Annotated in this window: 14 protein-coding genes; 4 read left to right on the top strand and 10 right to left on the bottom strand. The window is 50.9% G+C overall.

Annotated features, from left to right (window positions below; translation table 11 throughout):
- The first annotated feature begins 187 nt into the window (after nucleotides 1-187).
- Nucleotides 188-1,870, top strand: a complete 1,683-nt coding sequence (locus ABD028_RS18625; RefSeq protein ID WP_343846973.1) for a dipeptidyl-peptidase 3 family protein — start codon at nucleotides 188-190, stop codon at nucleotides 1,868-1,870.
- A gap of 35 nt (nucleotides 1,871-1,905) precedes the next feature.
- On the opposite strand, the gene ABD028_RS18620 is transcribed toward ABD028_RS18625, so the two are convergent.
- From ABD028_RS18620 to ABD028_RS18595, 6 genes are all read right to left on the bottom strand, one after another.
- The gene (locus tag ABD028_RS18620) at nucleotides 1,906-2,415 is read right to left on the bottom strand and encodes an arsinothricin resistance N-acetyltransferase ArsN1 family A (RefSeq protein WP_343846972.1); all 510 of its coding nucleotides are present in this window, start codon (nucleotides 2,413-2,415) and stop codon (nucleotides 1,906-1,908) included.
- A 4-nt stretch (nucleotides 2,416-2,419) separates the two neighbouring features.
- A complete protein-coding gene (arsB, locus tag ABD028_RS18615; RefSeq protein ID WP_343846971.1) occupies nucleotides 2,420-3,436 on the bottom strand; it encodes an ACR3 family arsenite efflux transporter in 1,017 nt (338 codons plus the stop codon).
- Between the two features lie 119 nt (nucleotides 3,437-3,555).
- On the bottom strand, nucleotides 3,556-4,275 hold the full coding sequence (gene arsH / locus ABD028_RS18610; protein ID WP_343846970.1) for an arsenical resistance protein ArsH: 720 nt from the start codon (nucleotides 4,273-4,275) through the stop codon (nucleotides 3,556-3,558).
- A complete protein-coding gene (locus tag ABD028_RS18605) occupies nucleotides 4,272-4,739 on the bottom strand; it encodes an arsenate reductase ArsC (RefSeq protein ID WP_343846969.1) in 468 nt (155 codons plus the stop codon). The genes arsH and ABD028_RS18605 overlap by 4 nt, the downstream gene beginning before the upstream one ends.
- Before the next feature lies 1 nt (nucleotide 4,740).
- Complete coding sequence (locus tag ABD028_RS18600) at nucleotides 4,741-5,070, bottom strand: metalloregulator ArsR/SmtB family transcription factor (protein WP_343846968.1); 330 nt, start codon at nucleotides 5,068-5,070, stop codon at nucleotides 4,741-4,743.
- 78 nt (nucleotides 5,071-5,148) lie between these two features.
- Nucleotides 5,149-6,057, bottom strand: a complete 909-nt coding sequence (locus ABD028_RS18595) for an AraC family transcriptional regulator (protein ID WP_343846967.1) — start codon at nucleotides 6,055-6,057, stop codon at nucleotides 5,149-5,151.
- A gap of 241 nt (nucleotides 6,058-6,298) precedes the next feature.
- Here ABD028_RS18595 and ABD028_RS18590 point away from each other — a divergent pair, with 241 nt between their 5' ends.
- Complete coding sequence (locus tag ABD028_RS18590; protein WP_188692630.1) at nucleotides 6,299-7,270, top strand: alpha/beta hydrolase family protein; 972 nt, start codon at nucleotides 6,299-6,301, stop codon at nucleotides 7,268-7,270.
- A 57-nt stretch (nucleotides 7,271-7,327) separates the two neighbouring features.
- On the opposite strand, the gene ABD028_RS18585 is transcribed toward ABD028_RS18590, so the two are convergent.
- Nucleotides 7,328-7,525, bottom strand: coding sequence for a hypothetical protein (locus tag ABD028_RS18585; RefSeq protein WP_343846965.1), 198 nt, complete (start codon nucleotides 7,523-7,525; stop codon nucleotides 7,328-7,330).
- A gap of 198 nt (nucleotides 7,526-7,723) precedes the next feature.
- Here ABD028_RS18585 and ABD028_RS18580 point away from each other — a divergent pair, with 198 nt between their 5' ends.
- A complete protein-coding gene (locus ABD028_RS18580; protein ID WP_102797822.1) occupies nucleotides 7,724-7,930 on the top strand; it encodes a helix-turn-helix domain-containing protein in 207 nt (68 codons plus the stop codon).
- Nucleotides 7,931-7,997: 67 nt separating this feature from the next.
- Here ABD028_RS18580 and ABD028_RS18575 read toward each other — a convergent pair whose 3' ends face one another.
- From ABD028_RS18575 to nhaC, 3 genes are all read right to left on the bottom strand, one after another.
- Nucleotides 7,998-8,531 carry a YaeQ family protein gene (locus ABD028_RS18575; RefSeq protein ID WP_343846962.1) on the bottom strand — a complete coding sequence of 178 codons (534 nt, stop codon included), beginning with the start codon at nucleotides 8,529-8,531 and terminating at the stop codon, nucleotides 7,998-8,000.
- A gap of 112 nt (nucleotides 8,532-8,643) precedes the next feature.
- On the bottom strand, nucleotides 8,644-10,374 hold the full coding sequence (locus ABD028_RS18570; protein WP_343846960.1) for a right-handed parallel beta-helix repeat-containing protein: 1,731 nt from the start codon (nucleotides 10,372-10,374) through the stop codon (nucleotides 8,644-8,646).
- Nucleotides 10,355-11,845 (bottom strand): Na+/H+ antiporter NhaC, encoded by a 1,491-nt coding sequence (gene nhaC, locus ABD028_RS18565; protein ID WP_425542136.1) that lies wholly within the window; start codon nucleotides 11,843-11,845, stop codon nucleotides 10,355-10,357. The genes ABD028_RS18570 and nhaC overlap by 20 nt, the downstream gene beginning before the upstream one ends.
- A gap of 336 nt (nucleotides 11,846-12,181) precedes the next feature.
- On the opposite strand from nhaC, the gene ABD028_RS18560 reads away from it, so the two are divergent.
- Nucleotides 12,182-13,327: a DUF3103 family protein gene (locus ABD028_RS18560; protein WP_343846956.1), complete on the top strand. Its 1,146-nt coding sequence runs from the start codon at nucleotides 12,182-12,184 to the stop codon at nucleotides 13,325-13,327.
- Nucleotides 13,328-13,488 lie beyond the last annotated feature (161 nt).

Genomic DNA, 13,488 nt, shown 5'->3' with positions numbered 1-13,488 from the left:
CCGGCAAAAACCCATTAGCCCCGCAAACGCCCTAAGTATCATCTAATTTATGGAAAAGTAAAAGGAATGTAACGGCTAAACCGTTATGGTGCATGCGTTGGGCTCCGCATTAAAAGTGCAGTAAGATAGAGCAGTGGTAATCAATTCCACCGTTTCATCACCCAATAAAAAAAGCGACAGGACTACTATGAAATTTGCAAAGATCACCCTTTGTATGGCGATGGCCTCCGGGCTACTGATAGGTTGTTCCCAACCTGCTAAGCAAACAGAACAAACCACGACCCAACCACAAGCAACTGCATCGGCACCAGAGTTATTACAAGGACTGGGATCCAGACTGGATATCTATTATCCGGTAGACCTGTCCAGCGACTTGTCACATCTTTCTCAGCGACAGAAGCAGATGCTGTCACTGCTTATAGATGCGGCAAAAGTCATGGACGATCTATTCTGGAAGCAAGCCTTTGGACAGGATAAAGCGCAGTTTTTGCAATCCATCCAGGATGATAAAGTTCGTCAGTTCGCCGATATAAACTACGGCCCCTGGGATCGCCTTAATGGTGACAAGCCCTTTCTAAGTGGCTTCGCAGAAAAACCACTAGGGGCTGAATTTTATCCCGAGGATATGAGCAAAGCAGAATTTGAAGCCAGCGATTTTGCTGACAAACAAGGCCTTTATTCCATGGTGGTGCGGGATGATAAAGGCACGCTTAAAGCCATTCCCTACTCCCAGTATTTCAAGGCGGAACTGACACAGGCAGCAGATCTGCTGCGCCAGGCCGCCGAGCTGGCTGACAATGCCGCCTTTGGTCAATACCTGAGTATGCGTGCTGATGCCCTGCTGAGCGATGATTATCAGCCATCTGATATGGCCTGGATGGACATGAAAACCAATCCCATCGAATTAGTACTGGGCCCAATCGAGACTTATGAAGATCAACTCTACGGCTATCGGGCCGCCTTTGAAGCCTATGTTTTAATTAAAGATCTGGCCTGGAGTGACAAGCTGGCCAAATACGCCGCCTTCCTGCCCGAGTTGCAAAAAGGTTTACCGGTAGACGCGGCTTACAAGCAGGAAATGCCAGGCTCAGACGCCGACCTGAACGCGTATGACGTGATTTACTATGCGGGTCATTCCAATGCCGGCAGTAAAACCATTGCCATCAATCTGCCCAATGACGAACAGGTGCAACTGGAAAAAGGCACCCGTCGCCTGCAGTTGAAAAACGCCATGCGGGCCAAGTTTGACCATATTCTTGTGCCGATTGCCGAGCAGTTAATCGTGCCTGAGCAGCGCCAGCATATTACCTTTGACGCTTTCTTTGCCAACACCATGTTCCATGAAGTGGCACATGGACTGGGAATTAAAAATACCCTGGATGGCAGCGCAACGGTGCGCCAGGCGTTAAAAGAACATGCATCAGCGCTGGAAGAAGGTAAGGCCGATATTCTTGGCCTGTACATGGTGCAGCAGTTGCTGGAAAAAGGCGAAATCACCGAGGGCACACTGGAAGACTACTACGTAACCTTTATGGCGGGTATCTTCCGCAGCGTACGTTTTGGTGCATCCAGCGCCCATGGTAAAGCCAATATGATCCGCTTTAATTTCTTTGCCGAACACGGCGCATTCAGCCGTGACGAGCAGGGTTTATATAAGGTGGATATGGCAAAAATGGGGCAAGCCATTGATGCACTATCTAACCTGATACTGACGTTGCAGGGAGATGGTGACTATCAAGGCGTGGACAGCCTGGTCGCCGATAAAGGTGTTATCAAGGCACAACTGGCTGATGATTTAGCTAAGTTGACCCGTGCCAACATCCCCGTAGATATTACCTTTAAACAAGGTAAAGCGGTGCTGGGCCTGTAAATACTTGCCGGGAGAGTGCAGAAGCACTCTCCTTGTTACTCTGAGGTATCAGGTACCAGGTACTCCACTATCACCACATCCAGCCACTCCCCATTTAGCTGCCCATGGCGCTCATAAACTCCCACTTCCCGAAAACCGAGTTTGCGGCATAAGGCGCGGCTGGCCTGATTAAAGGTAAAAATGCGCGATAGCACTTTGTAAAAGCCCCAGGCGTTAGCGGCTACCAATAGCTCGGCTAACAGCTTAGTGCCTATGCCCTGCCCTTTGGCTTCATCGGCCAGATAGATAGAAAACTCGGCAATGCCCTTATAGCAGTCCCGCGGCCGGTATTCAGACAAGCGGGCAAACCCCAGTACCTGGCCATACTGCTCGGCTACCAACACAGGGTATAGAGTGTCGGTTTTCAACCAGTTGGCGATATCGCGATTGGTTCTGGGCTGGGTTTCAAAGGTGCCGAGGCCAGAGGCAATGCCCTGATTGTAGATAGCGCAGATGGACGGAATATCATCCCGTCCGGCATAACGAATCTGTACTTCCTGTGACATAAGCTTATCCAAACCAATGGCGGGTGCGGTTGGCAAACCAGACCAGCGATAACATCACCGGCACTTCGACCAGCACCCCCACCACAGTGGCCAGTGCCGCGCCGGAATGCAGACCAAATAAGGAAATAGCCACCGCCACCGCCAATTCAAAAAAGTTGGAGGTGCCAATCATACAGGCCGGGGCGGCAACATTGTGCGGCAGCTTCATCTGTTTGGCCGCGAAGTAGGCAATGGCAAAGATGCCGTAGGTCTGGATCAGCAGCGGTATGGCAATTATGCCAATCACCAATGGCTTGTCCAAAATGGTTTCGGCCTGAAAACCAAACAGCAGCACCACGGTCGCCAGCAGCCCGATAATCGACCAGGGTTTAAGTTTGGCGACAAAAGCATTTAAGCGGCTGTGATCATTGGCCTTGTCCAGTTTTTTGCGGGTCAGCACCCCGGCAATCAGCGGTAGCACCACATACAACAGCACAGACAGCAACAGAGTTTGCCAGGGTACCTGAATATCACTGATGCCCAACAAAAATGCGGTGATAGGGGCAAAGGCGAAAATCATAATAATGTCGTTGATTGACACCTGTACCAGGGTGTAATTGGGATCGCCCTTGGTTAGCTGGCTCCACACAAACACCATGGCAGTACAGGGTGCCACGCCCAGCAATATCATCCCGGCGATATATTCAGCGGCGGTTTGCGGGTCCATCCAGTCGGCGAACAGGCCTTTAAAGAACAGCCAGCCCAGCAGCGCCATGGTAAACGGCTTAATCAGCCAGTTTACCACTAAGGTCAGCGCCAGCCCCTTGGGCTTTTTACCCACATCTTTGATGGCAGCAAAATCAATCTGGATCATCATCGGGTAGATCATCAGCCAGATCAGCACCGCCACTACCAGATTGACATGGGCATATTCCAGTGCCGCCACCTGGGCAAACAGCCCTGGCGCCGCATTACCCAGCAACACGCCGGCGGCAATACAGAGTGCCACCCACAAAGACAGATAACGTTCAAATAATCCCATTTCGGTTTACCTATTTGAGTTCCAATATCACCACAGAGGCACAGAGAACACAGAGGAAAAAGAGATAACGCCCTTCTCCAGACAGGTCTGAAAGACAATCTGCATCTCTGCGAAAAAGCCTAAATCTGCCGCTGGTTTACGCGCTGCATCAGTTGTTCAGCACTTTCCACCCGCTCGGAATAACGGTCCACCAGATAGGCACTGTTATCCCGGGTCAGCAGGGTGAATTTCATCAGCTCTTCCATCACATCCACAATACGGTTGTAGTAGCTGGACGGCTTCATTCTGTTGTTGTCGTCAAACTCTAAAAAGGCCTTGGCCACCGACGACTGATTGGGAATAGTCAGCATCCGCATCCAGCGGCCTAATACCCGCAGTTGATTGACCACGTTAAAGGACTGCGAACCGCCTTCCACCTGCATTACCGCCAGGGTTTTGCCCTGCGTGGGCCGTACCGCCCCCATTGACAGCGGGATCCAGTCAATCTGCGCTTTCATAATACCGGTCATGGCACCATGACGCTCCGGGGAGCACCAGACCTGCCCTTCTGACCAGATCACCAGTTCACGCAGTTCCTGCACTTTAGGATGGCTATCGTCGGCATCATCCGGCAGCGGCAAACCGCTGGGGTCAAAAATCCGCACCTCGCCGCCCATACGGGTCAACAGGCGCGCGCACTCTTCAATCACCAAACGGCTAAAAGCACGGGTTCTAAGTGAGCCGTACAGCAATAAAAAGCGCGGCTTATGGCTGGATAAGGGGGCTTGTAATTGCTGTGCATCCGGCACCTGAAACTGGGTTTCATCCAAATTAGGCAGTGACATATCCTGTAGGCTCATTGACTGGCTCCCAGTGGTTGCAGGGCCTTGGCCCAGGTGGATTTATCCTGGCCAGCCAGGTCTTTTAGCGCCAATACCCGCGCTTTAATCAGGGCGATGCAGTGCCTGAAGGCCTCGCTAACTTGCTCATCACTGCCGCTGAGTTTGGACGGGTCTTCCAGAGCCCAGTGCAGTTTCAAGCTTTTGCCAAACCACAGCGGGCAGCTTTCACCGGCCGCCGAATCACACACCGTAATCACCAGATCCGGGGCAAAATCCTCAAATTCATCCCAGGACTGGCTTTGCAGGCCATCTGTGGCAATACCGGCCTCGGCCAGGTATTTAAGTGACAGGGGGTGCACCTGACCGGCTGGTTGGCTGCCGGCACTTCTGGCTTCAAGCACACCAGCGGCCAGATGATTAGTAATGGCTTCAGATAAAATGCTGCGACAGCGGTTATGGGTGCAGATATACAAAATTTTCATATTAGGACTCACAGGATGAACAGGCCGCCAATTGTTGCTGGCAGTCGGCTAAAAATTCGTGGTTATGGCGGGCGGCGCTGGCAATAATATCTTGTGCCCAGGCTGGCAATTCGGGATGCAGGCGGTAATACACCCATTTGCCGCGGCGCTCATCGCTAAGCAGATTACATTTGCGCAGATCGGCCAGATGCCGCGATACCTTGGGCTGACTAAGCTGCAATGCCGATTGCAGATCGCAAACGCACAGCTCCTCATGCAGGCTTATCAGCAGCAGGGATTTAAGCCGGGTATCCTCGGCCAGACATTTAAAAAACGTTAGGGGTGATAGCATAAGCCCTCCTTTCACATGCGAAAAATCATATATATGAAATTTCAGATGTCAATAGGGTTCGTGCTAACTTAGTTACCTTTAGATTTGCCCCTGCAAGCGCAGGCGATGAATATCCTGCTGCGGCGGTAAACCGAACTGACGCCGGTATTCGCGACTAAACTGCGAGGGGCTTTCATAGCCCACCAGGGCACTGGTGTAACTGGCGTCAAATTCTTTGCTTAACATCAGATCCCTGGCCTCCTGCAAGCGCAGTAGTTTCAAATATTGCAGCGGACTGGTGCCGGTAATGGCGCGAAAATGGGCGCGAAAGGTGGACGCGCTCATATGCGCCCGCTGCGCCAGTTCATCCATCCCCAGCGGACGGGTAAAGTTTTGTTTCAGCCAGGCAATCACTTTGGCAATCTGTTCATTGTGCGAGCCTGCGGCCACTAAATAGCGAAGATGTGGGCCGTGTGGCCCGGTTAATAAACGGATCAGAATTTCCTGTTTAATCAGTGGCAGCAAAGGGGCACGTAGCGCGGGTGTTGCCAGCAATTGCACTAAGCGATACAGCGCATCCTGTAAACCGTTGTCAGCAGCTTCAATAGAGAGCGGTTGATACTGCCAATCCCTGCCAGGACGTGGTAAGTCCAACTGCGTATTCACCGCCATAATTTCGCTACTGTCCAGTTGCAGCAGCACTGCCAGAAAGGGCTGTTGACGGCTGGCGCGGCTGATATGGGCCACCACGGGTAAATCCAGCGAGGTCAGCATGGTATGACCGGGATGATAGTGCGACACCTGCTCATTGAGAAAAAGGGTCTTTTCACCCTGTACCACCAGGCTCAAACTTAAACTGTAAATACAGGCCAGCGGTTCGGTAGGGCTATTGCGCCGATGCAGGGTTAATCCAGGTATGGAGGTTGGGTGATCGCCGCTGGTTTGGGCAATACCACCAACCAATTTGGCCAACTTAGCCAGCCCATCACTTGCATATTTCACTGACATACATTCTGTCTCCAACAGCCTTAAAACACCAAAAACTCTTAAAAATCCTGACATAAACGGTCAGAACTTATAGATATGCAGTGTAGTTGACGTTTCAGCTCAGCAATATCCAGCCTTTGTGCAATTCGTCAAATCAGGCAATACCCGCGTCATTTTAGGCAACCCAATATTCATAAGCTTGACCATACTGTGCTCGTCAACCCAACGACCTCCATACAGGTCATGCAACGAGGAAAAACTGATGGCACGAATTTCAGCAGACAGAATGCAAAAAGCGCAGGCGCAACTGGCCAGTATTTCGGCCGACGACCACGAGAAGGTTAAAGCCCTGGCCAATATTGTTAAGCCGCTACGTAGTGTATTGCACAAAACACCAGACGACTACGATATGACAGGCTGGGAAGATATCTATTTTCAATCGGATGACGGCACGCCGCTGGAGGGTTGGTATATTCCGGCCAAAGGTGGGGAAAGCGATAAGTTGATTATCTTTAATCATGCCCTGCCCATGTGCCGCGCCGGTTATCCGGGCCATTTGGGGGCGCCGTGGAGCGCCTTTGATGAGGTGGAAATTGATTTTGTGATTCAGATGAAACACCTGACCGACGCCGGTTACAACGTACTGGCCTATGATATTCGCAATCATGGTAACAGCAGTGCGGCCAATGGTGGGCTGTCAGGTATTGGTCGCTGGGAATGGCGGGATTGTGTGGGGGTGAAAAAGTATGTGGATAATCACCCCAGACTGAGCAGCATGAAGGTCGGCCTGTACAGCCAGTGCATGGGCGGTAATTCACAATACGAAGCAATTTACCGTCGCCCCGAATTGTTCGCCAATGTAGCTTGTATGGTCAGCCCTATGGTGGTGTCGATGGCCGCCATCTTTGATGCCTTTTCGGAACTGTATGGCGTTCAACAATATCAGGAGCTGATTGACCTGGAATTGCTGAAAATGGGTGCCTTTACCGCCGCTGAAATGACCCCGCACTTGTTTGCTGCCGGGGTAAAAATGCCGGTATTAATGGTCCAGGTATTGGACGACGAATGGACCCGTAACCCGCAGGATGCCCAGCAAACTTTTGATTTATTAGGCAGTGCCGACAAGGAACTGTTCTGGATCACCGGCACCACTAAGCGCTTTCGTGACGGTTACAACCACTTTGGCCGTCATCCGGAAAAAGTGTTGTCTTACTTTGATAAATATATGAAGTAAACAGGTCAATGCGGTGGGTGGCAGATTCAGTCACCCCCGCAATATACAGCGCTTGCGCTAGACTATGGCGACATCATCCTTAAACAGCAGGATAGCCAGATAGATCAGTGCCAGCGGCGGCAAAAATGCCACCAGCAAACCAATCAACGCCGCCAGTCTTGGATTTTCCGTTTTGGTTTTGCCCAGCTTATAACTGCACATTGTCACAACAATAACAAAGCCAGCAAACAGCAGAGCCAATAACAATGCAAACACAGCGTTCTCCTTTTGAAGGTTGCAAACCGAAAACAAAGCCGTTCAATAAACAGCCAAGCTCTATACAAGTTAGCCTGCTGACTGGTTATAATCAACAATTATTTATCGATTAACGATAAATAATTATCTTATATTGATAAACCTGTAACTTTGAGGCAAGCTAAGCAACATCATGATTCAAAGACAGGACAAGGCCTGATGGCCAGGCAATTAAGGATTAATCTGGATTTGTTGTTGGTACAACGCAAGATGAGCTTGTCGGAATTGGCACAGCGGGTGGATATTACCCTGGCCAATCTCTCCAAGCTTAAATGCGGCCGTGCCAAGGCCATACGTTTCACAACATTGCTGGCTATATGCGAGGCGCTGGATTGCAAGCCTGGTGACTTATTGGATCTGGAATAGCCTGCTTAGGGTATGCGCTTTGAACCGCACCTTGGCGCGAATGTGGCTAAGCTCAGCGCCGGAAATATCATCCCTGTAGTTCAATGCAGGGGATCTCTGCCTCGCCCAGTTTGGCGGCCATATACAGGGTAGCGTCACTAATACTCAAAGAGCAGACCATAGAACGCTCCACCAGGCTGGCCAGTTGTTGGATAGCAGGCCAGGGAAACCTCGCTACTTTTACTGGCAAACGTTTGAACTGGGCCTGTTCCTGCTGCCACCACACCTCTGATTTTTGGTTAAAGCTGTAAATCTTCACTTCACGGGCCTGACGTGAGGCCTTTTTGATACGTTCAAAGGCCGGCTCGCCGACATCGATCCAACTCAGCAATTGATCATCCAGACCACGCTGCCAGATATCCGGCTCATTGGGTGTACTCAGGCCAGTGGTAAATACCAGCCCTTCCCGGGCGTTTAAGCAGTATGCCAGTACCCGCGCCATCATGCGCTCAAGCGACTCCGATGGATGCTGAGCGACGGTCAGATGCAAAGTGTCGTAATAATCCCGGTCCAGATCAGACAGCGAAATAATAAACTTAAAAATGGTGGGTTTAAGGGCCAAAAAGATCTGCCTTGTTTATGCGTATCGCCTTAGAATAAGGCAATTTGCGTTAGCCTAGCAAATTGCGGTATTCACGCACCAGCGCCTTATCGGCCTTAACTAATCAAGGAGTTTACTGTAACAATTCGGAGATCAACTGGATGTTGCTATTCCCTTTTCCTTGTTTAAAATCTGGCAGACTGCCCTCGAACACTACGCCGTCGCTGTACTCCAATTTCAGTGAGGTAGCATTACCCAAAATCTCATTATTCTTAAGCTTTACGTTACGGCTGCAACAAATATAAACGCCGGTTTTCCCTACGCCTTGGATATGGTTGTTTTCAATCAGCAGATCGTTATGCACCCCAGAAGCCATTGCACTGGACTCAGTAAGCACTGCAATTCCAGATGCACTATTGTAGGTGCCATCACCGTAGCCATTTCCAATCAGGGTGTTATTGCGGATTACCACATCCTGAGTGCCAATAGACTCCATCCAGCCGGTGGCCGTATCAATTAAAATGCCGGTGCCGGTATTATCGATAAATTCATTGTTTTCAATCAGCGCGCCGCGGGACTGGAACAGTATTCCCCGGGCACGGATACGTTTCACCTGATTATTCTTAAATACCAACCGCGCCACTTTGCTGGCATTGGCCAATAGATCCGAGGGTAACAAAGCGCTGTCGATTGGCTGGGAAAAATACAAGTCGGCACTGCCGTCGTCATTTAGCTCAATGCTGGTAAGGGTGCTACTGGCATACACCTTTAGAGTATCGCCCCTAACCCACTCCATCTCATCACCGGGCTGCGGCCAGTCGGGCAGCAAATCTTGGGTATTCACCGACAAATAGGCCCTGACACCGTTTTTCGAAAGGGTTTTCTGCAAAGACAGATAAAAGCCATGCACATTAGTAGCATCATCGCCCATGCCTTCGAAGTAGCTGTCCTGAATGCGGATCTCGCCGGTACAACTGATAAAATGCGTGGCATCGGTATTGGTAGACATCAGGCGGCCGGCTTTAGGCTTGACCTGCAAATTCTGCATTACGATATCGGCACAATGATGGCCGATAATTCCCATACCCGGCGCCGCCAGGATTTGCATATCTTCAAACCTTACCTGGCTGGTGCGCAGCAAATGAATAGCGGGACGATAGTTGCCTACATGACGCAGAATCACCCTATTTCCCACCGGTACAGCCTTGCTGCCGCTTACTCTGACCAGCTGCGGCGCCAAAAGCTGTAGCGGCGCTGTCAAACGCCAATCATCCACCAGTCCCAAGCGGTTACGCTGTATGTCAAAGTCCATCAGGGCCCAGACAGGCTCACCACCTTGCAGCGGAAAATCACTATCCACCTGTACATCAAATCCATCAGCTCGATTGGCCACCACAGTGCCTACTGAGAAGAGAGGTCTTTGCCAGTCGATGCTCAGCCCTTGTATGCGAATTTGTTGGGAATCGATAAACTCCATTGGTTGCACTAAACCATGGAACACCAGTCGGGCGTCTTCGCCGATGATCTCTGCGTCATTGAGACCAACAAAGGACATCGCTTTGTGATAGGGAATACCGGCTTTTCCCCATTTAGTGTCGTAATCCAGCTCCCCCCGCATGAGGCGTTCGAAGTCCGCCATTGCACCTGGCAGCCTGAAGTGGTATTCCCCTGCGGGGAATATCAGTTTCCCGCCCCCCTGCTGATGCAACCTTTCAATAGCAGCTTGTACCGCCTGAGTTACATCCATTTGGCCAGGTACAGCACCAAAATCCTGCACATTAATGACATCAATATTGGACTTTGCTTGCTGGCTGGCCGTCACCAGACATACAAACAATATGCACCTAACGAGGTTGGACAACATGCTCCTCTCCCTTTTCGTCGTTGTTCTTTGTTTGCACCGCAGGCAGTTGAAAACGCTTAACCCCCATTAGCGCCAGTAAAATTCCCATCAGCGGCGTCAGCCAGTTAAAGAAGGCGTACAGGGCATAATCAAAGGGATTTACCAGCAGCACCGACTGCATATAAGCGCCGCAGGTGTTCCAGGGGATCAACGCAGAGGTACAAGTGCCGCCGTCTTCCACCGCTCGCGATAAGTTTTCCGGCGCCAGATTGCGCTTGTCATACTCAGGTTTAAACATCCGCCCTGGCATTACAATGGCTATATATTGGTCGGCTGCCACCAGATTCGTGCCAAACGCCGTACCTATTGTGGTAATGATTAATCCGGCCACGGATTTAGCCATTTTTAACAAGGCCTGCACAACTCTTTGTAACAACCCAGTGGCCTCCATTACCGAGCCGAAGGTCATTGCCGAGATAATCAGCCAGATGGTATTGAGCATGGAGCCCATGCCTCCGCCACTGAGTAAATCTTTTAGCAGTGGGTCCGGCGTATCCAGACTGACACCTGCATACATGGCCCGCCATACCACAGTAATCGTACCGCCAATCTCACCCAATGCCGGATCGGCCTGGGCCAGAATAAAATCCTGCTGAAATAATATGGCCATCAAGGCACCAAATAGCGCGCCAATACCTATGGCTGGAAAAGCGGGCACCTTACGAAAGGCCAGAAACAAGGTCATACCTAAAGGTAACAGCAAGTACCAGGCAATATGAAACTGCCCGGCCAGGCTTGCCAGCAGATTGTTCAGTTCCACCGGCTTGGCAGCGCTGCTTTGCTGCAATCCCAGGATCAAAAACAACATTAACGTCAGGGCAAAGCTGGGCAAGGTGCTGTACAGCATAAAACGGATATGTGTGAACAGTTCCGTACCCGCCACGGCCGGGGCTAAGTTAGTCGTGTCTGACAAAGGCGACAACTTATCGCCAAAGTAGGCACCGCTGACAATAGCGCCGGCACAGATCACCTCAGATAGACCCAGACCACTGGCCACCCCCATCAGTGCCACACCGATTGTGGCCGCCACGGTCCAACTGCTCCCGATGCTCAATGCGACGATGGCGCAGATAATGCAGCAGCTCAGATAGAAATAATCCGGGTTCAACAACATCAAGCCGTAGTAGATCATAGTGGGTACGGTGCCAGACAGCAGCCAGCTACCAATCAGTGAGCCGACCGCCAGTAAGATCAGGATCGCTCCCAGGGTCAGACTGATGCCCTTAACGATGGCTTGCTCAATCTGCTTACCAGCATGGCCATTGTAACGCCCAATCAAAGTAGCAACGCCTGCACATAGCAGCAAGGCAATTTGATTGGGGCCGGACGAAGAGTTGTCACCAAAGTAAAACACCGCCAGAAACAGCAGCAGCAATAGCAACGCAATAGGTATCAGAGCTTGCAACAAACTGGGTTGACGGGGTTGTGACATACGGGACATCTCCTCCTGAGTCGGCCCTTCTTTATATTACAAGCCATTAACAATAACAATATTTATAATATAAATAGCATCAATATTTTAATCACTCCGCTTTACCAGTAACAAGTCAGGCAGCAGACAACGGCACTTTGGATAGTGCCCCCTTAAAAAGCAGCGACAGTGCAGCAACTGCCTCAGCTCTGCCGTGGCTATAAAAAACCATACCCAAGCCTGGTGCGGCATATCCAAACCAATACAAATCAACTGGACAGACCAGATACCCACAGCATAAGGTCAGACCAGTGGGGAACCACTTGGAAATAAGCCGTCATTAAGGAGTTATCGCTTATGCAAAACCGAATATTCGCGCTGTTAATGGCCTGCCTGACAAGCTGCAGCCATTTGGCACAGGCCAATAGCCAGGCTCACCAAGTCAGCCTGCAAAAGCGCGAACTTGCCTACCATTTAGCGCTGCAATATGCAGACTGGGACAGCACGCTTAAACAGCAGATCACAGGTGCCAGCCTCAGCGTATCCAGTGCACAACTGATTAAGCAGCACCCGGGCCATTCACTGTCTTTACAACTGCAACAGGCCGAAACCGCCTTGCATCGACGTAAGGGATTGGTAAAGGGCAGAAAGAATTTACTGCAAGTACGCTTAGCTAACGCCAGTATGTTAAGCGCCTGGCAAACGGGCCAGGCGCCCTTGTTTGCCTTTGCACCAGCCGGTAACGAAGCCAGTTGGGATTATATTGAAGCCTTTGATACACAAGGTAAATTGTATTTGCTGGATGTGTATCAAGTGCCTGAACGGCCGGTATTGGTGGTGGACACCGACGGTCGTGCGGAAATGCAGGCAGCCATCAGCAGCATGCGCAGCACCTGGCAGAAAATGAAACAAGCTAAACCGCACCCTTTACAAACCGTGCACTCTACAGCGCAGTCGTCCTCTGCACTGCAGGTAACCCTGATAGATAAAATCAGTGTGCAGGATGATAAGGAGCCTTGGATCTCCGGTGACGCAGAAATTTACGCCATCGTCAGTGGAGTTAATGCCAGCCGCGATGAACCCGAGCTGGATATTGTTGAACTGCCGTATCTTAACCAGCAACAACAGGTCTATCAGCCAAATCAAATCCTGATTTATTGGCAGCGCTATCGCTGGGGAGCGGCCGATATATTGTTTATGGAGCAGGATGATAATACCAACTACAAGCAACTGGCCCAGCACCTGCTGGAACTGGCTGGCGACGTGATGGCGGCCATCCCCTCGGCAGAATTGCAGCCCTATCGGGCCATTCCGGCACTGAGCAACAAGTTATTAAACGCGATGCCGGATCGCTGGTTTATCAATGATGACGATCAGGTGGACCAACTGTATACCGTGCAGCAGGGGCAGCAATATATTGACCGCATCGGCGCAGCGGGCAATCTGACTATCAGCCTGAGCCCGTTAACTATTCAGCCGACGACCCCAGCCGGACAACAATAGCCGATGAGTGCTCCTGCCACATCTGCATACGACCGCCATGGATGGTGGAAGTGCAGAAAACGCAGGAGCGGTTCTTCTGCCGACCGCCATGGATGGTGGAAGTGTAGAAAACGCAGGAGCACTATAGCGTACGGAGCGCTATAGAACAGCTTTAGCTGGCC

Source organism: Bowmanella denitrificans, assembly GCF_039522935.1.
Lineage (GTDB): Bacteria > Pseudomonadota > Gammaproteobacteria > Enterobacterales > Alteromonadaceae > Bowmanella > Bowmanella denitrificans.
Note: the sequence above shows the minus strand (reverse complement) of the source record. Positions and strands in the feature narration are given on the sequence as shown.